The sequence below is a fragment of the Actinocrinis sp. genome (genome assembly GCF_035938995.1).
Taxonomy (GTDB): domain Bacteria; phylum Actinomycetota; class Actinomycetes; order Streptomycetales; family Catenulisporaceae; genus DASZGI01.
Genome location: NZ_DASZGI010000242.1, coordinates 1 through 20,829, shown reverse-complemented (window position 1 = coordinate 20,829; position 20,829 = coordinate 1). Strand labels below are relative to the sequence as shown.

At 71.1% G+C, this 20,829-nt stretch carries 20 protein-coding genes; 10 read left to right on the top strand and 10 right to left on the bottom strand.

What is annotated here, in order from left to right; genetic code table 11:
* The first annotated feature begins 340 nt into the window (after positions 1 to 340).
* Positions 341 to 1,252 (top strand): NADP-dependent oxidoreductase, encoded by a 912-nt coding sequence (locus VGZ32_RS17145; RefSeq protein ID WP_326887062.1) that lies wholly within the window; start codon positions 341 to 343, stop codon positions 1,250 to 1,252.
* Between the two features lie 141 nt (positions 1,253 to 1,393).
* A complete protein-coding gene (locus VGZ32_RS17140; RefSeq protein WP_326887061.1) occupies positions 1,394 to 1,969 on the top strand; it encodes a hypothetical protein in 576 nt (191 codons plus the stop codon).
* 186 nt (positions 1,970 to 2,155) lie between these two features.
* On the opposite strand, the gene VGZ32_RS17135 is transcribed toward VGZ32_RS17140, so the two are convergent.
* Entirely contained in the window at positions 2,156 to 2,668 is a 513-nt protein-coding gene (locus tag VGZ32_RS17135; RefSeq protein WP_326887060.1) for a VOC family protein, read from the bottom strand.
* 183 nt (positions 2,669 to 2,851) lie between these two features.
* Here VGZ32_RS17135 and VGZ32_RS17130 point away from each other — a divergent pair, with 183 nt between their 5' ends.
* Positions 2,852 to 3,361, top strand: a complete 510-nt coding sequence (locus VGZ32_RS17130; protein WP_326887059.1) for a MarR family winged helix-turn-helix transcriptional regulator — start codon at positions 2,852 to 2,854, stop codon at positions 3,359 to 3,361.
* A gap of 1 nt (position 3,362) precedes the next feature.
* On the opposite strand, the gene VGZ32_RS17125 is transcribed toward VGZ32_RS17130, so the two are convergent.
* A complete protein-coding gene (locus VGZ32_RS17125; RefSeq protein WP_326887058.1) occupies positions 3,363 to 4,325 on the bottom strand; it encodes a pyridoxal-phosphate dependent enzyme in 963 nt (320 codons plus the stop codon).
* A gap of 151 nt (positions 4,326 to 4,476) precedes the next feature.
* On the opposite strand from VGZ32_RS17125, the gene VGZ32_RS17120 reads away from it, so the two are divergent.
* The 3 genes from VGZ32_RS17120 (at position 4,477) to VGZ32_RS17110 (ending at position 8,637) form a co-directional block, all read left to right on the top strand.
* A complete protein-coding gene (locus VGZ32_RS17120; RefSeq protein ID WP_326887057.1) occupies positions 4,477 to 5,127 on the top strand; it encodes a TetR/AcrR family transcriptional regulator in 651 nt (216 codons plus the stop codon).
* A gap of 246 nt (positions 5,128 to 5,373) precedes the next feature.
* Positions 5,374 to 6,312, top strand: a complete 939-nt coding sequence (locus tag VGZ32_RS17115) for an alpha/beta hydrolase (protein ID WP_326887056.1) — start codon at positions 5,374 to 5,376, stop codon at positions 6,310 to 6,312.
* Positions 6,313 to 6,513: 201 nt separating this feature from the next.
* Entirely contained in the window at positions 6,514 to 8,637 is a 2,124-nt protein-coding gene (locus VGZ32_RS17110; protein ID WP_326887055.1) for a bifunctional diguanylate cyclase/phosphodiesterase, read from the top strand.
* A gap of 7 nt (positions 8,638 to 8,644) precedes the next feature.
* Here VGZ32_RS17110 and VGZ32_RS17105 read toward each other — a convergent pair whose 3' ends face one another.
* From VGZ32_RS17105 to VGZ32_RS17090, 4 genes are all read right to left on the bottom strand, one after another.
* Positions 8,645 to 9,706 carry a Gfo/Idh/MocA family oxidoreductase gene (locus VGZ32_RS17105; RefSeq protein WP_326887054.1) on the bottom strand — a complete coding sequence of 354 codons (1,062 nt, stop codon included), beginning with the start codon at positions 9,704 to 9,706 and terminating at the stop codon, positions 8,645 to 8,647.
* Between the two features lie 129 nt (positions 9,707 to 9,835).
* A complete protein-coding gene (locus VGZ32_RS17100; protein ID WP_326887053.1) occupies positions 9,836 to 10,405 on the bottom strand; it encodes a DUF6114 domain-containing protein in 570 nt (189 codons plus the stop codon).
* Between the two features lie 28 nt (positions 10,406 to 10,433).
* Positions 10,434 to 11,075, bottom strand: coding sequence for a DUF6230 family protein (locus tag VGZ32_RS17095; RefSeq protein ID WP_326887052.1), 642 nt, complete (start codon positions 11,073 to 11,075; stop codon positions 10,434 to 10,436).
* 243 nt (positions 11,076 to 11,318) lie between these two features.
* Positions 11,319 to 12,116, bottom strand: coding sequence for a TetR/AcrR family transcriptional regulator (locus VGZ32_RS17090; protein ID WP_326887063.1), 798 nt, complete (start codon positions 12,114 to 12,116; stop codon positions 11,319 to 11,321).
* 478 nt (positions 12,117 to 12,594) lie between these two features.
* On the opposite strand from VGZ32_RS17090, the gene VGZ32_RS17085 reads away from it, so the two are divergent.
* Complete coding sequence (locus VGZ32_RS17085; RefSeq protein WP_326887051.1) at positions 12,595 to 13,239, top strand: hypothetical protein; 645 nt, start codon at positions 12,595 to 12,597, stop codon at positions 13,237 to 13,239.
* 130 nt (positions 13,240 to 13,369) lie between these two features.
* Here the strand turns inward: VGZ32_RS17085 and VGZ32_RS17080 are convergent, their stop codons facing one another.
* Entirely contained in the window at positions 13,370 to 14,644 is a 1,275-nt protein-coding gene (locus VGZ32_RS17080; protein WP_326887050.1) for an MFS transporter, read from the bottom strand.
* On the bottom strand, positions 14,641 to 15,990 hold the full coding sequence (locus VGZ32_RS17075) for a GH1 family beta-glucosidase (RefSeq protein WP_326887049.1): 1,350 nt from the start codon (positions 15,988 to 15,990) through the stop codon (positions 14,641 to 14,643). Before VGZ32_RS17075 ends, VGZ32_RS17080 begins: the two co-directional genes overlap by 4 nt.
* 53 nt (positions 15,991 to 16,043) lie before the next feature.
* On the opposite strand from VGZ32_RS17075, the gene VGZ32_RS17070 reads away from it, so the two are divergent.
* On the top strand, positions 16,044 to 16,739 hold the full coding sequence (locus VGZ32_RS17070) for a TetR/AcrR family transcriptional regulator (RefSeq protein WP_326887048.1): 696 nt from the start codon (positions 16,044 to 16,046) through the stop codon (positions 16,737 to 16,739).
* Positions 16,740 to 16,857: 118 nt separating this feature from the next.
* Positions 16,858 to 18,879 (top strand): hypothetical protein, encoded by a 2,022-nt coding sequence (locus VGZ32_RS17065; protein WP_326887047.1) that lies wholly within the window; start codon positions 16,858 to 16,860, stop codon positions 18,877 to 18,879.
* Between the two features lie 71 nt (positions 18,880 to 18,950).
* Here the strand turns inward: VGZ32_RS17065 and VGZ32_RS17060 are convergent, their stop codons facing one another.
* Complete coding sequence (locus VGZ32_RS17060) at positions 18,951 to 19,535, bottom strand: hypothetical protein (protein ID WP_326887046.1); 585 nt, start codon at positions 19,533 to 19,535, stop codon at positions 18,951 to 18,953.
* 262 nt (positions 19,536 to 19,797) lie between these two features.
* Here VGZ32_RS17060 and VGZ32_RS17055 point away from each other — a divergent pair, with 262 nt between their 5' ends.
* Positions 19,798 to 20,202: a cupin domain-containing protein gene (locus VGZ32_RS17055; RefSeq protein WP_326887045.1), complete on the top strand. Its 405-nt coding sequence runs from the start codon at positions 19,798 to 19,800 to the stop codon at positions 20,200 to 20,202.
* A gap of 35 nt (positions 20,203 to 20,237) precedes the next feature.
* Here VGZ32_RS17055 and VGZ32_RS17050 read toward each other — a convergent pair whose 3' ends face one another.
* Positions 20,238 to 20,696 carry an ATP-binding protein gene (locus tag VGZ32_RS17050; protein WP_326887044.1) on the bottom strand — a complete coding sequence of 153 codons (459 nt, stop codon included), beginning with the start codon at positions 20,694 to 20,696 and terminating at the stop codon, positions 20,238 to 20,240.
* Between the last annotated feature and the right edge of the window lie 133 nt (positions 20,697 to 20,829).

Genomic DNA, 20,829 nt, shown 5'->3' with positions numbered 1-20,829 from the left:
CCGGCGCCCCCATCTGCGAAATCAAAGACTGAACCACACACCCACCAGACACCACGAACACCCCCCGGGACCACCCCACACACCGGACGGCCCCCGCCCCGGGGCCACCCAACACACCCGACAGCCCACACGGGACGGCCCGCAGCGGAACGGCCCCCTCCCACGTGTCCCCACCGAGCCGAAGATGACCGGCCGTCTTACGACGTACTGCGTGGCGTCGCATAGCTGCTCCCCGAAGGCGCGGGACCGGGTATCCCGATAGCCTCGCCATGGTGTTCCCCTTTGACGGGGCACGTTGGCGATCGGGCGCACAGGCGCGGAGAAGGGACGGCGGGCTGCGATGAGCAGAGCGGTGGTCTTCAATCAATACGGCGGACCCGAGGTGCTGGAAGTCGTTGACGTGCCCGAGCCGGAGCCTGGGGCCGGACAGGTGGTCATCCGGGTGCGCGCGGCCGGAGTCCAGCCTGCCGACGTCAAGCAGCGCTCCGGAGCGTGGAAGTCCTTTGCGCCGGCCACCTTCCCCGCACGACTCGGCCATGAGGCGGCGGGTGTCGTCTCGGCCGTCGGTGCTGACGTGACCGCTTTCGTCCCCGGCGACGAAGTGCTCGGACCGGCGAAAGGCGCTTACGCGGACTACGCGCTCGCCGAAGCTTCGCTGCTCGCGCGAAAGCCAGCGGATATGCCGTGGGCCGAGGCCGGGTGTCTGAGCGCCTCTGGGCAGACCGCCGCCACGGTGCTGGAAGATCTGAAGATCGCGCCCGAGGATACTCTGCTGGTGCACGCCGCCGCCGGGGGAGTGGGCCTGATGGCGGTTCAGCTCGCCAAAGCCCAGGGACTGCGCGTCATCGGCACCGCGAGCGAGGCGAACCACGACTTCCTGCGCGGGCTCGGCGTCGAGCCCGTCACCTACGGCCCCGGGCTGGCTGACCGGGTGCGCGCGCTCGCGCCGGACGGGGTCGACGTGGCTTTGGATGCCGCCGGCGGGGGCGACGCGCTCGACGTGTCCGTCGAGCTGGTGCCGAACCTCGACCGCGTCGGCACCATCGCCGACCAGGCCGGGGCGCGCCGACTCGGCGTCAGGTCGCTCAGCTCCCGCACTTCCGGTGACCGGCTCGCGCACCTCGTGTCGGCGTACGAGAAGGGCGACCTGAAGGTGTTCATCTGGAAGGAGTTCCCGCTCGACCGGGTCGTCGACGCGCACCGGGAAAGCGAAGGACGGCACTTCCGCGGGAAAGTGGTCCTGATCCCGTAGGTCAGATCCGCTGAGCCAGAGTCGCTGAATCAGATCTCCTGAGGCGGAGGGAACGTCAGGTTCCCCGGGAACCGCAGGTCACGCGTGTGGTACGGGAATCCGCTTGACTCTCCACCAACTGGAAGCACGAGCGTGGAGGACATGAACGACCGCGACACACGCCGTCTGCCGGATCGCCGGGCCGACCGGATGCCGCTGCCGACCATCGCGCAGATGATGCGCGCCGTCTTCCCCGAGCTGCCCGAGGACCCGAACGAGCAGCAGGTCGAGGCGTGGGTGGAACTCGTCGCGCTGATCCAGGACGAGGACTTCATCGCTGTCTCGCGCACGATGGCCGAGCACGGCGCGCGCAAGACCGCCCAGCTCGGCGAGGAGGACTGGCAACGCGACCAGAACGCGTTCTCCTCTGTGCTCGCCGTCGAGTCCGAGGCCTCGTATCAGGCGGGCGTGGATCCCGCGTCCCCGGAGGGGCGGGCCCGGGTCGACGCGATGATGGCCGAATGGGCCGACCTGGTCGGGAAGCCCGACACGCCGGAAATACGCGCGAAGATTCTGCAGAGCCTGGACACCATGACCGATCGGCGGGTCAATCGCTTCTGGCACTTGGTCGGCCTCGTCGGCGACCGTCCGCAGATCGCGGCGCAGGGTGCCCCGCGGTTCGAGGCGATGGAGTGGCTCATCAGCGCCCTGCGTAACGCGCTGGAACCGGCCGTTTGAGCACGTTAAGTTGACACGACCTGGGGTGTCCACGGGCCCGCGCTGCGAATGCGGGTTCGTGGGCATCCCGTTTTGACGGTCCGTCCGGTTGTGGGGAGAGCTGCCGTCCTGCGCGGCGGGACACGGTGCGAGGGCTAGGAGTGTGGGGCGGGACAGAAGTCGGGAGCCGGGGGCGGGCGGCGGGCCTCAGCTAGAGACGGGGATTGAGACGCCCACGCCGCCGCGAGTCTCGGCGCCGAAGCGTTCGATCTCCCGGTCGAGGTCGAGCGGCAGCGCCCCGCGCACGGCCCGGTCCTCGGGAGTGATCAAATCCGCTGGGAGCAGCCACGACACCTCGAACTCCAGGCCGTCGGGGTCGTGGGCGTACAAGGCCTTGGTGGTGCCGTGGTCCGAGGAGCCCACCAGTGAGCCGAGCTCGGTCAGCCGCTCGGCGATCCGCTTGAGCTCGCCCAGCGTGTCGACCTCCCACGCCAGGTGGTAGAGGCCGACCGTGGTGCGGCCCGCCCCGGACGGCTTCGCGTCCCCGCCGATCGCGAACAGGCCCAGGTCGTGGTCGTTGGTGGAGCCGGCCGCCTGGAGGAACGCCGCGCCCGGGTACTGGACCAGTGTCCTGAAGTCGAGCGCGTCCCGATAGAACGCGACGCTGCGCTCCACGTCCCGGACATACAGCACAGCGTGGTTCAGACGCTGCACGGGCATGGCATCCTCCTTGTCAGACCCGACGAATATTCAGCGGCGTCTTGTGCTCGTCGACGCTGGCCGCGGCGGTGAAACATCGTACGGCGGGACGCCTTTCCCCCGTCTGCGCGGCTAACTTCAAGGAGCACACATCTCACCGTAAGACAATAAGAGTCAATGTCACGCAATGCGCGAGGATGACCGATGAGCAGCGCTTCCAGCACGGCCGACGCGGCGCCGCGATGGCTGAGCGCGGACGAGCAGCGCACCTGGCTGGCCCTGCTCGCCGCGATCAACCTGCTCGACGAGGAGCTGGACCGCCAGCTCCAGCGCGACGCGGGCATGCCGCACACCTACTACATGGTCCTGGCCGCTCTGTCCGGCTCGCCCGGGCGCCGGATGCGCATGAGCGACCTGGCGCAGATCAACCACGCCTCCCAGAGCCGGCTCACCCACGCGGTCAACCGGCTGGTCGCGGCCGGGTGGCTGCGCCGGGAGAAGTGCGCGGGGGACCGGCGGGTGGTCTACGCGGTGCTGACCGACGACGGCTTCGAGGCGTTGCGCAGCGCCGCGCCCGGCCACGTCGAGGCCGTCCGCCGTACCCTGTTCGACCCGCTCACCCCGCAGCAGGTCGAGCAGTTGCAGGCGATCTGCGAGGCGATGCTCGCCCGACGCGGAGGCGCGCCGCGGTGGCCTGAAAGCGCCGGCGAGTAGGTCAGATCTCGATCAGATCACTCGGGTCGATGTTCCCGCCGGTGAGCACCACGACCACGCGTTCGTACATGTCGGGCACGTACACCCCGGCCTGTACCGCCGCCAGGGCCATCGCCGCCGGCCACTCGACGGCCAGGCGCCGCTGCTGCCACAGCACGGCGCGTGTCCGGTCCACCTCCTCGGCGGTCACCGCTACCGGCACGCAGTCCATCCCCCGGGCCAGATCCACCGCCATCGGGGTCACGCCGCAGCTCTCGACCCCGCCGTCGGTGGGGCAGACCGCGGTCTCCAGGGCGTGGGCGAGACGACGGCGTCCGTGCAGCTCGACCGGCACGATCCTGATGCCGGTGTGCTCGAGCGCCGCACAGGTCCCGGCGAACAGGGCCGCGCCGACCACCGGGACGACCACGGTGTCGATCTCGCTGCCCACCGCCGCGTTGATCTCCGCGGCGAGCGTGCCTGCACCGGCCACTACCAGTGGGTTGTCATACGGGTGCGAGAGCAATGCCCCCTCCCGGTCGGCGAACCGGCGCGCGGCCTCGGCGACCGCGGCATCGTCGCCCTCGATCACCTGCACCTGCGCCCCGAGCGCGCACAGCCCGTCGACTGCGCCGCGCGCGACACCCGGTCCGGCGAACACAGTGGCCGCCGTCTCGGTCTCGCGGGCCGCCCAGGCGCAGGCGTACGCCGCGTTGCCGCCGCGCGGGTCGGCGATGACAACTCCGGCCTCCGGCATCGAGCGCTGCTCGAGGTAGTAGACGGCGAAGTTGACCGCCTCGCGCACCTTGAAGCTGCCGGTGATCTGGGCGGACTCCGCGGCCAGATACAGCCCGGCGCGGTCGAACGGCCCGGTGTCTGCGGCCAGCAGCGCCACCGGCCGCACATGTGGCGCGACCCGTTCGACCGCGGCCTTGACGTCGGCCGGTCCGAGCGGGGGCACAGCATGCGGCCAGTTCGCGGGCATCACAGACCATTCATGGGCGGACGGGCGTGCGGCGCCGCGCGTGCGGCGTCAGACCAGTCGGCGGGGGTCGCTTCGCCCCGCGTGCGGTGCGCCGTGGCGGCGATCCCGCACCCCCTTCCGAGCTGATACATCGTAAGTTACGCTGTATCGCATGGCTCGTCCATCACTTGGCGAAGATTCTTTGTCACTCGACGTGATCGCCCGTGCCGCCCTGCGCATCATCGACTCCGAAGGGTCGGACGCGCTCAACTTCCGCCGCCTGGGCAAAGAGCTCGGCGTGGCACACATGACCGTCTACCGGCGGCTGGCCGACCTCAAGGTGCCGCTGGACGGCTGCGTGCTCGACTACCTGGCCGACAGCATCCCCCAGCTCGACCCGCAGGCCAGCTGGGCCGACGCCACCGAGGCCCGGTTCACCGCGCTCTACGAGATCATCGTGGCGCACCCCGGCATCGTCGCGATGCGCCGCGGCGGTCCCTGGCTCGGACCGCGGGTGATGCAGAAGCTGATCGAGCCGCAGCTGGCGGCGAACCTCGCGGCCGGCATGACGCCCGATCAGATGGTGCGCGCCTACCGCCGGATGTATCTGTTCACCCTCGGCTGCGCTTGCTTCACCGACCACGCGACCCCCGAGGCCGTGGTCAGCCGCACCCGTGCGGCGCTCGCCGCGCTGCCACCCGAGCGTTTCCCCGCCGCAACCGAGAACGTCGAGGCGATCCTCAAGGGCGTCGTCGACCACGAGGTCTTCTACGGCGGACTGCGGCATCTGATCCGCGCCGCCGACCCCGGCCTCGGGAACTGACGGATCGTCCGAGCGGGCGGCGCCCCGTCAGGGCGCCACCCCGAGCCATGACGGCGTTCGAGCCAGGTTCACCGGGATGGCCGCCATATATTAGGCCACTTGCATAATTGGCTTGTCATTCGGGTGGTGGTTCCGAAACCGCACCACCGAACCCTCGTTGGCCAGGGCGAAGACCTCACTGCCGCACCGCCGAGCCGCGGTGCGCCGCCGGAAAAGGGGCCCGCCCATGTCGACGGACACGTCGCGATGAAGCGCCACGAGACTTTCCAGGAACTGACCGCCTGCCAGTACGGCGGCTTCTCCTACGACTGCCGCACCCGCGTCCACCCCGAACCAGCCTTCGCCCCGATCGTGCTGGTCGCCGGGGCGTTCCAGCACAAGGACGGCTGGGGCCGGCTCGAACAGGCGCTGGCCGAGACCACCACCGTGGTCACCGTCGACCTGCCCGGCTGGGGCGGCGCCGACCTGCTGCCCGCCGGCTACGACCTGGCGTTCCTGGCCCGCGCCCTCGACCATGTCCTGGACGCCGCCGGACACCACGAGGTGCACGTGTTCGGCGGCTCATACGGCGGCGCGGTCGCCTTCCGCTTCGCCCAGCTCTACCCCGAGCGGGTGCTCAGCCTCGCGCTCATGGGCACCGCCGCCCGCATCACCGAGCCGATGCGCTCGCGCCTGCTGCACACCGTCGCCCTGCTGCGCGCCGGCCGCTACGCCGAGTTCGCGCAGTACTCCACCCGTCTGCTCACGTGTCAGGACCAGTCCGCGCCGGTCGCCCGCGCGGCCGCCGTGCGCCGCATCCTGCACGCGGTGTTCGCCGGGATCACCCAGGACCACGCCCAGAAGTACATCGAGCACACCCTGCGGCTGCTGCGCCAGGACCTGCACGCGCCCGACCCGCTGATGGACGTCCCAGTGCTGCTCGGCACCGGCGAGCACGACGACTTCACGACGCCGGCCGAGTGCCGCTCGGTCGCCGGGCACTGCACCGACGCGCGCTTCACTCTGCTGCGCCACGCCGACCACGCCGTGCATCTCGAGGTCCCCGACCAGCTCGCCGACCTGCTGCTGCGCTTCTTCACCGACCAGCCGCTCGACGGCCTGGAGTACTGCCACCCGGTCCAGTACTACGGCACCGTCCCGACCATCAACCTGGCCGGGGGCACCGGAATGCTCATCTCATCCTGAGGGCCGGCCTCGCGCCAGCTTTCTGCACGTTGCACTTTCGCAGACCGTGCCCGATCACGTATCGTGATCACGCACTCGGCGGAAGGGTTTGCAGATGTCGCGGCCAGGCGGGGCTCCCGGCACGATGGGTGCTGTCCTGCCTGGTGACGCGCACGTCGGCGGTGCGGCGGGAGGAACACCACGCCCGGCAGGGCGCCTGCCTTGACCGGGCCGGGGGACGCGGTCGAGTCGGTGGCGCGGGCGTGGACCCGCGCGATCGCCGACACCAGCTACGTCACATACACCTCGGCCGAGGCGGACGACCTGCTGCACGAGCACGCCCGCGCCGCCGCCGCGGCCCTGCGCGCCGGCGGCCTCGAACCCGGGCGGGTGGGACGGGAGCTCGGCTTCGCGCTGGTGGCCGCCCACTACACCGATCCGCAGTCGCTCGCCGCCACCCTCGTCGTTTACGCGCAGCTCGGGCCGGCGCTCGGCGGCACCGCCGCAGCGCTCGCCGACCTGCAGGGCGGGATCGCCGCCGGATACGCCGCCGCGCTGCGGGAGACCACGCTCACCCAGCAGGAGGCGATCCGCACCGCCGCGTTCGCCGCCCGCGACGAGAGCGAGGCCCGGTTCCGCGCGGTGTTCTCCGCCGCGCCCATCGGCATCGGCCTGGCCGACCTCGGCGGCCTGGTGGTCGAGGTGAACCAGGCCCTGGCCGACATGCTCGGCCGCTCCGCGGAGGACTTCCGCGGCCGGCACATACGGGAGCTGGCCCAGCCCACCGACCCGCCGGAGCTGTGGGGAGCGCTCGACGACGTGTTGCGCGGCGAGCGCGACTTCTACGCCGCGGACAAGGAATTTTCCCGGTCCGACGGGACCAGCCTGTGGACCCACCTGCGCGCCACCGTCATACGCGACGAGCTCGGCCGCCGCCGCTTCCTGCTCGGCCTGTTCGAGGACATCACCGAGCGGCGCACCATGCACCTGAACCTGCGCCACCAGGCCACCCACGACCCGCTGACCGGACTGCCCAACCGCACCCTGTTCTTCGAGCACCTCGAGGAGATCCTCGGCACCGCCGACCCGGACGCCCGCATCGCCCTGTGCTACCTGGACCTGGACGGGTTCAAGGAGGTCAACGACACCCTCGGCCACGTGGTCGGGGACAAGCTGCTGATCGCGGTCGCCGAGCGGCTGGCCCACTGCGCCGACCGGCCAGGCCGGCTGGTGGCCCGGATGGGCGGCGACGAGTTCGTGATGCTGCTGGCCGACGGCGCGGACGCGGCCGCCGCGACCGAGGCCGCCGACGAGATCCTGGCCGCGCTGCGCCGCCCGATCGGGTTCGACGGCCGGGAGATGTCGGTGTCGGCGAGCGTCGGGGTGGTCGAGCACTCGATCGGCGGCGCGCACCCGACCGAGCTGGTGCGGGCCGCGGACATCACCCTGTACTGGGCCAAGAACGAGGGCAAGGGCCGCTGGGCCCTGTTCGACGCCGACCGCAGCGCCTCCGAGATCACCCGCTACACCCTCAGCGCCGCGCTGCCCGGCGCGCTCGAGCGCGGCGAGTTCACCGTCGACTACCAGCCGATCGTCGACCTGGGCACCGGGCAGGTGCGGGCGGTCGAGGCGCTGGTGCGCTGGCGCCATCCGGACTTCGGGCTGCTCAAGCCCGACCGGTTCATCGGCCTGGCCGAGGAGACCGGGGTGATCGTCCCGCTCGGGCGCTGGGTGCTCGAGCAGGCCTGCGCCGAGGCGGCCAAGTGGGAGGCGGGCCCGCACGGTCCGGCGCCCGCGGTCAACGTCAACCTGGCGGTGCGTCAGACCCACGAGCGGCACCTGGTCGAGGAGATCCGCAAGGCCCTGGAACTCTCCGGGCTGCCGCCGGAGCGGCTGGTCCTGGAGGTCACCGAGAGCGCGGTGATCGGCACCGAGGACGGCTCGCTGCCCGTGCTCCAGGAGCTGGCCGCGCACGGGATCCAGATCGCCATCGACGACTTCGGCACCGGCTACTCGAACCTGGCCTACCTGCGCCAGCTGCCCGCGCACATCGTCAAGATCGACGCCTCGTTCACCGCCGGGCTGCGCGCCGGAAGCCCCGACTCGCACGTCGACGAGCAGATCGTGTCGGCCCTGGTGACCCTCGCGCACGGCCTGGGCATGTCGGTGACCGCCGAGGGCGTCGAGGACGCCGAGCAGGCGGCGCGCCTGGCCGCGCTGGGCTGCGACTCGGCCCAGGGCTGGTACTTCGCCCGGGCGGTGCCTCCTGACCAGCTGACCGGCCTGCTCGCCCGCGAGCCCGCCGGCGACGGCCTCAGCCCGCTCGACCGCCGCCAGCGCGCCTGACTCCAGGTCAGTCCGCAGAACACTCCGCGGCGGCGTCGCGCGCCGCTTCGATCACCTCGAGCGCCTGCACCGCCTCGCGCGGGTCCACCGGCAGCGGCGCACCGTCGAGCAGCGCCGCCGCGATCCCGGCGTAGTACGACTCGTACGCGCCCGCGTCGGTCGGCACGGTTTCGAGGTTCTCGCCCTCACCGAGGATGCCGTAGCGCTCGGGTACGTCAGCGCCCCACTGCGCTTCACCGGGCCGGTGCCCTTCGCGCAGCGCGTCCTCCTGCGCGTCCAGGCCGTACTTCACGAACGCGGCGCTCTGTCCGAGTACGCGGAAGCGTGGACCGAGCTGCGGGGTGACCGCGCTCATCCACAGGTGCGAATGCACCCCGTTCGCGTGGGTGAGCGCGACGAAGGTGTCGTCGTCGGAGGTCACCCCGGCGCGGCGGGTGTCCGTCTCGGCACATACGGACCGCACCGGGCCGAACAGCACGAGCGCCTGGTCGACCAGGTGGCTGCCGAGGTCGTAGAGCAGGCCCGCGGCCTCCTCGGCGCCGCCGGTCTCCCGCCAGCCGCCCTTCGCGACCGGGCGCCAGCGCTCGAACCGTGACTCGAACCGGTTGACCGCGCCCAGCCGCCCGGACTCGATCAGGCGGCGCACGGTCAGGAAGTCGCCGTCCCAGCGGCGGTTCTGGAACACCGACAGCAGCAGCCCGGCCTTCTGCGCCGCCTCGACCAACTCGGCGCCCTGCGCGGCCGTCGGCGTGAAGGGCTTGTCCACCACCACCGGCAGTCCCGCGGCCAGGGCGGCGCGGGTGAGCTGGACGTGCGAGCCGGGCGGGGTGGCGACGACCACGAGATCGGCCTGCTCCGGCGCGGCGAACAGTTCGTCGGCGCGGGCCAACACCCGCACGCCGGGATGCTCGGCCCGCGCCTGCTCGGCGCGCTCGGCCGAGCTGGTGACCACTGCCGCGACGCGCATGCGCGGGTCCGCCGCGGTCAGCGGGCCGTGGAAGACCGACCCGGCCAGTCCGTATCCGAGGACGGCCACGCGAAGTTGCTGCTGTGCAGTGTGTTCCGACATGCGCCAAGCCAATCACACGGACCGGCGCTCGGCGCGGCGCACCAGGTTCGCTGCGCCGAGCCCGGCTGTCTGGGACCGTCGGCGGCCGGGCACTCGCTCGATCCGCACGCTGCGCTCATCTCGCGGCGCTCATCCCTCGGCCGCCGCTTTCGGCGGCTTGCCGCGCGGCACCTTCGGTTTGGGCTGCTTGTGCGGCGGCAGGTCCGCCAGCGGCGTCCAGGCGAACGCGAGGGAGCCGCCGAGCAGGCCGAAGAGCATCCCGAGGAAGAATCCGCCGAGGTTGGAGGTCGGCCAGCTGGCCAGGGCCAGCAGCACCGAGAGGATCGCGTAGAACAGCCGCTGCTGCGGATTGAACACCAGCAGCACGCCGCACAGCACCATCACCGCGGGGATCAGGTATCCGGCCAGGCCGGTGAGCCCGAAATGGACGATGACCTTGAGCGGCGCCTTCTCCGAGAACAGGATCTCGCCGCCGCCGAGCACGACGAAGAACCCGCCCCAGAACGGCCGGGTCCGGCGCCAGGAGCGGAAGGCCAGACGGGAGCGGCGCGTCCACCGGCCCTGGGGTGGTGTGGGCGCGGGGTAGTCCGGAACGGCTGGCGGCTCGCCCGCCGGGTCGGCCTGGAGGTCGAACCCGGGGACGGGCCCGGGCTGCGCCGCGCCAGGTGAAGCCTGGCGGGGTTCGGGTTCCGTTGTCATCAGCAGGCTGTCGTCGTCGGAGGCCGGGTCAGCAGCCGTTGCTCTGGAAGCTCATGCTCAGGCCGGGCAGTGTGAAGGAAGCGGCCGTGGTGGCGTAGTTGTCCTGGCGCAGGTTGTTGATGGTGACGTGGTCGGACTGCTGGCCGAAGTCGCCGAGCGGACCGGTGACGCCGGGCACCTCGCTCAGGGTGCTGGCGTCCTGGCCGATCGAGATGTTGGTGAACGAGGCGTCACCGGACAGCTGGTCGGAGTCGACCACCAGGTTGGTCGCCTGCACCGGGGTGGACCCGCCGGCCCGCAGCACCAGGTTGATCGCGCCGAGGTTGACGCTCTGGCACAGGTTGGTCAGCTGCGCCGACTGGATCGCCGAGACCATCACGATCTGCTGGCCGCCGGTCGCCGTCAGGTTCGGGCTGCCCGGGGCGGTGTTGTCGAGCGAGCCGAACTGCTCGAAGCCGGTGCCGTCGAGCTTGTCGGCGGTGACCGTGAACGCGATCCCTGAGATGGAGAATTGGGCGGCCAGCACCCCCTGGGCAGTCAGCGCCACGAGCACCCCGCCGGCGGCGGTTGCGGGGATCATGACGGCGGCGAAGCGGCGCCAGCGCACCCGGCCCTGAGGGGCGGACGGCGGCGGAGCGGGCGGGGACGCGACTGTCTCGGGCGAAGCCATCGTAGCTCCCTGATATACGCACGACGGTGGGCGTGGTGGGCTGCCGTGCCGGGCCGGGTCGAACGCGTATTCCGCGCGGTCGCGGCGACTGAGTGAAACTACTGCGAGGTTTTCAATCGGTCAACACCGTCTTTGGCCGACGCCGTCTTTGGCCGACGCCGCCTTTGGCTGACACCGTCTTGGTTGACGCCGTCTTGGTTAACACCGCGCGGCATCCGTCAGAGAGCTGATCGGAGCCTCAAGTCAGCCGCGACCGTTGTCCCCGAGCGCGTTCGCCACGCACGGCGCAACCGTGCGCTCGCGGTCGTCGTAGACGGATTCGACTTCACTGACGGCCTCGTCGATCCCGAGGAAGGGTACGAACACGAAGTACTCGAGGGTCGGCAGCAGACCGGGAAGGTCGGCGGCGCGGCCGGTGGCGACATACCGGTAGATCGTCGCGTACACCCCGCCGACCAGGGCTTCGATCAGCTCCTCGGGTGCGGCGGGGCCGGCCGGACGCGGCGCGTCGTCGAAGAACCGGCTGAAGCGTTCGAGCAGGTCCCCGCGCTCCCGCCGGGCGGGCGGGCCGACCGCCTCGATCTCCACGATGGCCATCTGCGCGAAGGCCGGGACGCTGGCCAGCACGTCGAGCAGGACGCGCAGCCCGGCCCGGGTGCCCGCGCGCCAGTCGGTCTCCTGCGAGTAAGCCTTCTCCATCATCCGGAACAGCACCCCGGTGCCGTGCCGGTAGGTGGCCAGGAACGCGTCCTGCTTGCCGTCGAAGTGGACGTAGAAGGCCGGGCGGGTCACCCCGGCGGCGCGGCAGATGTCCGTCACGGTCGCCTCGGCGTATCCGCGCGCGGCCACCGTGTGCACCAGCCCGTCGTACAGCCGGTCCCGCTGTGTCGCGGCGACCAGTTCCGGCGGGACCCGGCTGGGCCCGCGCTTGATCGCCCGCGCCGGGTCGCGCCCCTCGCGCGCGCCGGGCAGCGGGGTGGACTCGGGTGCGGCGCCCTCGGCGAGCGGCCCCGCGTCGGCCAGGGCCGCGGCAGACTTCACAGACAACGTACTTCCCTCCCGCCCTTGACGATACGAACCTCTCGGGATTATAACTCCCGAAGGTTTTATTTCGCTTCGTTCACCGGCGGGGGGTCGGGAGGCGCCGCACTCCGTCCCGGGTCCAGCCGGTGAAAGACACCCAAACTACCCGTGCCCAAACTACCCACGTTCCGGGCTCGCACGCTCGGCCCCGCCCAAGGCCGAGTGGTCGACGGCGACTGTCCTGTGCCGCGTGTGCCCGAAGAGGAGAAACGATACCGCGCGGACCGCGCGTGTGCGCGCAGTCCGCCCGATTCACGCACGCCGCCGCGAACCTCACCGCCCGGCGGGAGCATGAGAGCGTTGCGAAGCGCCGCGCGTTACAGGCCCCTGACAGAGCGGTGCGGCCGCCCGGCGTCGGCGGCTTCACGAGTACCCTCGCCGCTCCGCGAACGCCGCGGCGATCACGTGACGACACCCAAAGGAGGGTGAGCGTTCCATGCGCAAGCACATCTACCTGGGCGCCGGGGCGACGGCCCTGGCCCTGTTGACCGCCGTGGCCGCGGGGCCGGCCAGCGCCGCGGGCGGTGACGAGCTGACGGCCGGCGGCGCCAACGTGGCCGTCGGGGACGTCATCTCGGCGACCCTGTCCTCGCCTAACGCGACGTTCTCGACGTCGTCCGGCAACATCTCCTGCACCGCCTCGTCCTTCTCGTCCACCGACGCCACCAATCCGGCCGAAGGCACCGCCGAGGCCACCGAGACGGTGCACACGCTGGCGTTCTCCTCGTGCACGAGCACGATCTTCGGGACCGTGAGCGTCAAGAGCGTCGGCCTGACCGCGGGCACCGCGCCGCTCGCCACCGTCGCCGACGAACCGTCGGACAACCCGGTCGACCTCAACGTCTCCCCGAGCGTCAAGGTCGTGCTGAACACCATCCTCGGCTCGGTCACCTGCATCTACTCCGGCCCCGTGGCCGGCGTGGTGAGCAATGCCGCCGACACCATCACGTTCACCGGCCAGACGGTCGCCAAGGCGCCTGGGTCCAGCGCCCTGTGCCCGTCGACCGGGACGTTCACCGCCACCTACGGCAACGTCGTCGACCAGAGCATCACCGGCACCCCGGCCATCACTGTCAACTGACGCCGCTTCCCAGTCGACGCCGCCTGATTCACCGCTGATCCACTGCTGAATTACCCACGCGGCCGGGCGGCCCTGCCGAATTCCGGGCAGGGCCGCTCCGGCACGCGCGTGCGCGTGTGCGTACGCGTTCTTACGCGACTGCCTTGATGTTGCGCACGAAGACGGTGCCCAGGATCGTCACCGCCGCCACCGCGAGGAACAGCACCGGATATCCGCCGAGGTAGGTGACGATCGGCGCGGCCAGCGCCGGGCCGAGCACCTGCGGCGCCGAGTTCGCGATGTTGATCACGCCCAGGTCCTTGGCCCGGTCCGCCGCCTCCGGCAGGACCTGGGTGATCAGCGCCTGGTCCACCGAGAGGTAGACGCCGAAGCCGAGGCCGAGCACCGCCGCGGCGACCTGCGCCCCGGTCCACGTGGGCCACAGCGCGAGCAGCACCGCCGCGGCCGCCATCACGTAGCCGGACAGGATCACCGCGGGCTTGCGCCGGCCGGTGCGGTCCGATACGGCGCCGCCGACCACGACCGTCAGCAGCGTGGTGAACGTGTAGATCAGGATCAGGATGAGCAGGCCGTCGTCGGCCTTGTGCCCCGGGAACAGCCGCTCGTAGTGGACCTTGTCGCGCAGGAAGTACAGCAGGTACAGGGTGGCCAGCGCGTTGCCGAGCTGGACCAGGAACCTGGTTCCCCAGGCCCACGCGAAGTCCCGGTCGCGCAGCGCCTCGAACCGCAGCGACCGCACTGCGGCGCGCAGCGAGAACGCCGGGAGCGCGGCGCGCGGCGGCGCCGGATCGGGCGCCCAGAATGCCAGCGGCACAGTGGTGAGGAGCACAAGCGCGCCGATGAGCAGGTAGCCCGAGATGGTCCCGGTGACCGCCGCCGTGACCAGGAGCACCGCGATCACGACGCCGATCGACTGGGTGAGCCCAACCCACCCGGACACCACTCCCCGCTGGCGCACCGGGACGCGGTCGGGCACCAGCGCGGTCAGCCCGGCCTGCAAGGCGTTGAGGCCGGCCTGCGCGAGACACCAGCCGAGGGTGACCCCGACCACGGTGCGCTGACCGGACAGCACAGCCAGGCCGACGCAGCCGAGCAGCGCCCCGCCCGCGATCCACGGCCGCCGCCGCCCGAAGCGCGACCCGGTCGCGTCCGAGAGGGCTCCGGCGATCGGCCCGGCCAGCACCGCGACCAGCGCGCCGAATGCCGTGGCCACGCCGAGGGCCGTGGTCTTATGCGCGCTGTCGATGTCCTGAAGCTGATTGGGCAGCAGCACCTGCAAAGGGCCGAAATAGCCCATCCACAGGCCCAGGTTCGCCAGCGACAGCAGCGCGATCCAGCTGCGCCCAACCCGGTCCGAGGGCTCGGCGAGCCCGGCCGCGGCCCCCGTGTCCGAGACGGCGGTCATCCGCGGTGCGCGAGCGCGTCGCGCAGCCAGTGATACGAGTCCTTAGGGGTGCGCTCGAGCGTGTCGAAGTCCACCCGCACCAGGCCGAAGCGCTGGCCGAATCCCTCGGCCCACTCGAAGTTGTCCATCAGGGACCAGATGAAGTAGCCGCGCACGTCCACGCCCTCCTGAACGGCCTGGTGCAGGGCGCGCAGGTGACTGTCGAGGTAGTCGACGCGGGCGGCGTCGTGCACGCGGCCGTCGGCGTCGGGGACGTCGTCGGTGGAGCAGCCGTTCTCGGTGATGTAGATCGGGGGCAGCGCCGCGCCGTAGCGGGCGCGCAGGCCGACCAGCAGTTCCCGCAGACCGTCCGGCACGATCGGCCAGCCGAACGCGGTCACCGGGTAGCCGTCGATCGGGTGGAGGGTGAACGGCATTCCGCCGTTCTCGGGCGACGGCTCGCCGTGCCCGACGCGGGTGGGGTTGTAGTAGTTGACGCCGAGGCAGTCGAGGGGCTCCGCGATCGCCTTCAAGTCGCCGTCCCGGACGATCCCGCCGAGCTCGCCCTGCGCGGCTTCGGCCAGCGCATCCGGATAGCGGCCGAGCAGCAGGGGGTCGGTGAACAGCTCGTTGTGCAGCGCGTTGTAGAAGTGCGCCGCCGCGACGTCCGCGTCCGTGGTGCCGGCGGTCCACACGGGGGCGTAGTTGTTCGCGATCATGACGTTGAGCCCGCGCTGGTGCAGCGCCGCGGCGGCGAGACCGTGGCCGAGCAGCTGGTGGTGCGCCACGGGCAGCGCTTCGAGGCCGAGCGTGCGACCGGGTGCGTGGATGCCGAGGCCGTATCCGAGGGCCATGTGGATGAACGGCTCGTTCAGCGTGATCCACGAGGCGACGCGATCGCCGATCCGCGCGGCGACGAGCTCCGCATACTCGGCGAAGCGGTACGCCGTCTCCCGGTTCAGCCAGCCGCCCGCGTCCTCGAGCGGCTGCGGCAGGTCCCAGTGGAAGAGGGTCGGCATCGGCGTGATGCCCCGCTCGGCCAGGCCGTCCACGAGCCGGTCGTAGAAGTCCAGGCCGCGCACCTCGGCCGGCCCCGACCCGGTCGGCTGGATCCGAGGCCAGGCGATCGAGAAACGATAGGCGCCCAGGCCCGCGTCGGCCAGCAGCGCGACGTCCTCGGGCCAGCGATGATAGTGGTCGCAGGCGACATCCCCGGTCTCGCCGCCTTGTGTACGGCCGGGTTGGTGGGAAAAAGTATCCCAGATGGAGGTGCCGCGCCCGTCCTCGCGGGCCGCCCCCTCGATTTGATAGGAGGAGGTGGAGGCGCCCCACAGGAAGCCGTCCGGAAACTTCGGTAGCGGTGCCATGAGCGCCTCCCGGTAACATGAGTGCGGCTCATGTTAGGAGGGGGCGCGGCGGAATGCCAGAGGTCGAATCGGACTCTTTGCCGTCCGGGTCGGTGCGCCGGCGGCCGATGCAGCGGCGCAGCGTCGCACGGTTCGAGCGGATGCTCGACGCCTGCGCCGCGCTGCTCGACGACGTGGGCTACGACGCGATGACCACCAGCGAGGTCGCCCGGCGCGCCGGGGTGCCGATCGGGACGCTGTACCAGTTCTTCGACGGCAAGCAGGCGCTGGCCCGGGCCCTGGCCGAGCGGAACCTCGAGGTGTTCCTGGAGCGGCTGCACGCCCGGTTCGAGGCGTCGCCCCCGGGGGATTGGGCCGACGCCGCCTCGTGCGTGGTCGCCGAGTTTGTGGAGATGAAGCGGACCGTGCCGGGCTTCGCCGCGATCGACTTCGGGGACGCGCGGGCCGGCAAGCTCTTCATGCTCGACGAAGAGCGGCAGGTGGAGAACAACCAACTGGTCGCCCAGCGGCTCAAGGAACTGGCCCTGACCGACCTGAATCTGCCCGACGACCCGGGGCTCGACAGGGTGCTGCTGGTCGCGGTGGAAGCCGCCGACGGCGTGCTGCGCCTGGCGTTCCGTCACCGCCTCGACGGCGACCCTGATCTGATCGCCGAGGCGGAGACGCTGGTGCGCGGCTACCTGAGCGCTCGACTGGGCCGGATCGATAACGAACAGAAGAACGAACCGACCGGCGGCGTAACGGTTTGACTACGCCTTAGATACGGCATCAACGCGGTGCGCGACCTCGGCGTCTATGGCTCCGGAACGCGTTTATCGGTTCCAGCAAGACGTTTTCACTAGGCGTTTGCGTTCACCCGGGGGAGACATGCCCAAGTCGGCGTTTCATCGCGTCTCAGTATCCGCGATCCTTGTCGGATCGCTGCTCGCCGCCGCTGCGTGTAGCGGCCACTCCACGCCGCATGCCGGCAGCACGACCGGGTCCGGCACCCACACCGCGCCGGCCGGCAACCCGAACAAGGGTCCGAAGCCGCCGGTCTACTCCGCCACCGTGCCGACCATCAGCAACGGGACGGACAAGGTCGTGATCGACCATGTTCCGGTCACCTTCTCCTCAACGGTCGCCGACGCGGCCTGGTCGCCCGACGGCACCCGCCTGGCCTACGTGGACGGCAACGGCAACATCGCCGTCGCCCGCCCCGACGGCGGCGGTGTGCTGGTCCTCACGGCCGCGAAGCCGGGCGTCACGCGCGCGGACCCGGCGTTCGAGGACGGCGGCGGCGAGATCGTCTTCTCCGAGCGCGGCACCGACGGGGTGTGGCGGCTGATGTCCGCCGCCGCGAACGGAAGCGACGGCGCGGTCAGCGGAACGCCGAGCGAGGCGCTGCTCGACAGCATCGGCGACGGTGCGGGGGACACCAACGCCAGCGCGATCTACAACCCGGCGATCATCAAGTTCGCCGGTGCGCTCAGCACCCTGGCCTACCAGCACCAGGGCGCGAACGGGCCGGAGATCTGGGTGCTGGACCGCAACCAGCGTGGGCCCCAGGGCAGCAAGGCGCGCGACGGAGCCCAGCCGGCCGTCTCGCCGGACGGCACGAAGCTCGCCTTCGTCGGGAGCGACGGTCAGCTCTACACCGAGGCGCTGCCGATCACCGCGAGCAGTGTCGCGATCAAGGTCACCTTCGGCGCCGCGGGCCTGGCCCACCCGGTGTGGTCGCCGGACGGCTCGCGGCTGGCTTACGGCACCGCATCAGACGTCGAATCCGTCGCGGCCGCTCTCGCACCCGGGGCGAGCGCCAACCCGGTGCGGGTCGAGTCCGCGACGCCTGGCGTGCCGAGCTACGAGCCGATGGTTCCGACGAGTGTGCTGCGCTTCGCTTCCGGCGACCCGGTCGCGACCTCGATCGCGCAGACCAAGGCGTACTTCGCGACCGCCCCCGGCAGCGGGGTCCCGGGTATACCGATTGGCATCCCGTACGCCTCGTCGGTCACGCTCGTGAGCACGCAGGACCCCGCGGCGGTGACGGTCGCGGGACTCTCCCCGTGGAGCGACGCGGTTCTGTTCACCCAGCCCAACGCCCTCAGCCCGGCCACTCTCGCGGAGCTCACCCGCCTCCTCGGTCCCGCCCGTCCGGCCGACCACGTGACTCCGAGCGTGCGCATCGTCGGCGACGCCCAGGCAGTCTCTTCCGCTGTCGAATCAGCGGTCACCGCCCTCGGCTACCAGGTCACGCGCGTCCCCGACGCCGACCCGGTCGCCGAGGCGGCGGCACTGGACGGGCCGGACGTGTCCGGCCAGTTCAGCGGTCCGCTCTTCCTCGTCTCCGCCACCGACACCCCGGCGATCCTGGCCCTCGTCGCGACCCACCACGGCGCCTCGATCCTGCTGACGAACGACACGACGATGCCCGCCGCCGACGAGCCGATCCTCAACGGGCTGAACCTCACCGGTGACCACCCGGCCACGGTCGTCGCGGTCGGCGCCCAGGCACAGGCGGCGCTCGCCTCGGCCTGGCCGGGCAAGCCGGCGGGGCTGTCGGGGACGCCCCTCGGCGGCGCGGACGCCAACTTCAACTCGGTCCTGATCACGCGGCAGTACTCCGACGGTCCGACCGAAGTCGCCCTCGCGGCCTCCGGAGTCTGGCAGGACGAACTGCTCGCCGCGATGAACGGCCCCGGGATGCCCCTGCTCGTCGTCGACCCGCAGACGCTGAGCACGCAGGCGACCGCTTGGCTCGAGAACTCCGCGCCGTCGGTTTCGACGGTCGTCCTCTACGGCGACTCCGCGACGCTGACCGACGGCATCGCGAACCAGGCCGCGACCGCGCTCGACGCCCCGGCGGGAACGACCACGACGCTCAACCCGACCAAGCTGCTGCACCTCTGACCTTCAGCTGCACCAGAAGGCAGCTGCAAGAGAAGGCCAACTCAGCCCGGCAGCGCGCCGCCTACGCGTACTTACGCGTAGCGCTCGGCGCGCTGCTCGGCTGCGTCCTCGTTGGTCAGAAGCCACTCGGGGCAGGATTCCGCAGCGGGCTGCGCATCGATCGACTCGCGAAGCGCCGCCAGGTGCTCGTCACCGAGCGCGTAGGGCAGGAACGCGCGCAGACCGGTGAACCGGAAGTGCACGGCCTCCACGACGGTGAACTCGTAGGTGTCGAACGCTGTCACGGCCCCGGTCAGCCCGTCGACGGAGCCGTGCGCCTCTCCTCGATGGAACGCGGCTGAGGGTAGAGAAACATCGTTCCCGCGCCGCCCCGTGGGCCGCGCGAGATACGGGCAGACCATCGCGGCATAGAGCATGCACGCGTGGTGTCCTGGCGGCTCGACCGTGTGTTCGCTGTTGGCATAGGCGTCGCCGACGTTGAGCACGCCCGCGATCGTGGCCGCTTCCTCGGCTGCCACGACCCGCCACACCGGTCCCTTGCCCATGCGCGTGCCGCAGATCGAGCACCGCCGCTCCACTGCGCACACCAGGATCCGTGCCGTGCTGGTGACGGCGAAGTCCGGCGTGCCGTTCGACCACGGGGTGATAGCCAGCACAGGGTAACCTCGCGCGTCCCGCGGGCGCGCCGCGACCGCCGCCGGCATCGGAATCTCGTCGAGGCGCATTCAGGACTCCACGGCCGGGCGCCCGGCGGTCTGCGATTCGGCCACGGCGACATTGTCCACCGCCCACGCGTCGTGCGATGCGCGAGCCCGCGCACGACCAGACGGCCTGCAAGCCGCGACACGGCCAGGATGGGGGCGACGCCGTTCGCCACGAAGCGGGCGTCCGAAGCGGAGAGGGAGAGGAAGAGCGACCATGACTGACAAACCGCGCCCGCTCGACTTGGAGCAGGCCTTCGCCACGTTCAGCGAATCGTTCGCGCCGCGGGTCGCCGCCGCCGTCAATGACTACGACGTCAAGATCGCCCGGCTCGACGGCCCCTACGTCTGGCACGCACACGCCGACACCGACGAATTCTTCCTCGTCTTGGCTGGCGAGCTGACCATCGAACTGGAAGGGCAGGCGCCGGTGGTTCTCGGACCGCACCAGGTGTTCACCGTGCCCAGAGGCCTAAGACACCGCCCCGTCGGCGGGCCGGGAACGCGGGTTCTCTTCATCGAGCCGCGCGGCACGGTCAACTCGGGCGACGCGGACCCGGCCGACCTAAGCGAGGACCAGCGGACGAACTCTACGACGGGCTTCGCCCTCGACGACGCCTGATCAGCCGCTGCGGAGCTGTCGGCGCTCGCACTGCGTCACGAGCACTCGTCGGCGGTGAGCAAGGCCCAGACGGTGTGGCCGTCACGGGGGTGCGAGGTGGTGCCCCAGGTGTGGGCCAGAGTGTCGACCAGCAGCAGGCCGCGCCCGTGCTCAGGGGTCTCGGGGTGGCGGACCTGGTCAGGGAGATGGGGCGTCGTGGGCGCGTTGCCGTGATCCGTGACTGCGAGGTAGAGCGTGCGCGCTGTGGTGTGGAAGTGGCAGGTGATCTGCGCGCTGTCGGTGTGGATCAGCGCGTTGGTGACGAGCTCGCTCAGGATCAGGGTCGCGTCGTCGCGCAGGGAAAGTGTGCTCGGGGTGGCGGACAGGTGGCGGCACAACCGGTGCCGGGCCTCGGAGACGCTCGCGGGACACGCGGGCAGCGTGAAGGCGTCACCGTGGTCCGCGGTCTCGGACGCCGCGGACGGTCCGGTGTCGGCCGCCGGTCTGGTCGTCACGGGGTGGGCCTTTCGGGGGGTGTGACGTGGGGTCGCCGTGGGGTGGGGTGATCTGACGTCACGTCACTCACTATGCTGTGCGGGGGTAACAGGAGGCAAGAGGCAGTCTGGATTTTGCAGAAGTGGTTGTGCA

What these genes read in the sequence shown, in the direction of transcription:
- VGZ32_RS17145 (WP_326887062.1), top strand. Translation starts at nt 341, where the DNA reads ATGAGCAGAGCGGTGGTCTTCAATCAATACGGCGGACCCGAGGTGCTG.
- VGZ32_RS17140 (WP_326887061.1), top strand. Translation starts at nt 1,394, where the DNA reads ATGAACGACCGCGACACACGCCGTCTGCCGGATCGCCGGGCCGACCGG.
- VGZ32_RS17135 (WP_326887060.1), bottom strand. Translation starts at nt 2,668, where the DNA reads ATGCCCGTGCAGCGTCTGAACCACGCTGTGCTGTATGTCCGGGACGTG.
- VGZ32_RS17130 (WP_326887059.1), top strand. Translation starts at nt 2,852, where the DNA reads ATGAGCAGCGCTTCCAGCACGGCCGACGCGGCGCCGCGATGGCTGAGC.
- VGZ32_RS17125 (WP_326887058.1), bottom strand. Translation starts at nt 4,325, where the DNA reads ATGCCCGCGAACTGGCCGCATGCTGTGCCCCCGCTCGGACCGGCCGAC.
- VGZ32_RS17120 (WP_326887057.1), top strand. Translation starts at nt 4,477, where the DNA reads ATGGCTCGTCCATCACTTGGCGAAGATTCTTTGTCACTCGACGTGATC.
- VGZ32_RS17115 (WP_326887056.1), top strand. Translation starts at nt 5,374, where the DNA reads ATGAAGCGCCACGAGACTTTCCAGGAACTGACCGCCTGCCAGTACGGC.
- VGZ32_RS17105 (WP_326887054.1), bottom strand. Translation starts at nt 9,706, where the DNA reads ATGTCGGAACACACTGCACAGCAGCAACTTCGCGTGGCCGTCCTCGGA.
- VGZ32_RS17100 (WP_326887053.1), bottom strand. Translation starts at nt 10,405, where the DNA reads ATGACAACGGAACCCGAACCCCGCCAGGCTTCACCTGGCGCGGCGCAG.
- VGZ32_RS17095 (WP_326887052.1), bottom strand. Translation starts at nt 11,075, where the DNA reads ATGGCTTCGCCCGAGACAGTCGCGTCCCCGCCCGCTCCGCCGCCGTCC.
- VGZ32_RS17085 (WP_326887051.1), top strand. Translation starts at nt 12,595, where the DNA reads ATGCGCAAGCACATCTACCTGGGCGCCGGGGCGACGGCCCTGGCCCTG.
- VGZ32_RS17080 (WP_326887050.1), bottom strand. Translation starts at nt 14,644, where the DNA reads ATGACCGCCGTCTCGGACACGGGGGCCGCGGCCGGGCTCGCCGAGCCC.
- VGZ32_RS17075 (WP_326887049.1), bottom strand. Translation starts at nt 15,990, where the DNA reads ATGGCACCGCTACCGAAGTTTCCGGACGGCTTCCTGTGGGGCGCCTCC.
- VGZ32_RS17070 (WP_326887048.1), top strand. Translation starts at nt 16,044, where the DNA reads ATGCCAGAGGTCGAATCGGACTCTTTGCCGTCCGGGTCGGTGCGCCGG.
- VGZ32_RS17065 (WP_326887047.1), top strand. Translation starts at nt 16,858, where the DNA reads ATGCCCAAGTCGGCGTTTCATCGCGTCTCAGTATCCGCGATCCTTGTC.
- VGZ32_RS17055 (WP_326887045.1), top strand. Translation starts at nt 19,798, where the DNA reads ATGACTGACAAACCGCGCCCGCTCGACTTGGAGCAGGCCTTCGCCACG.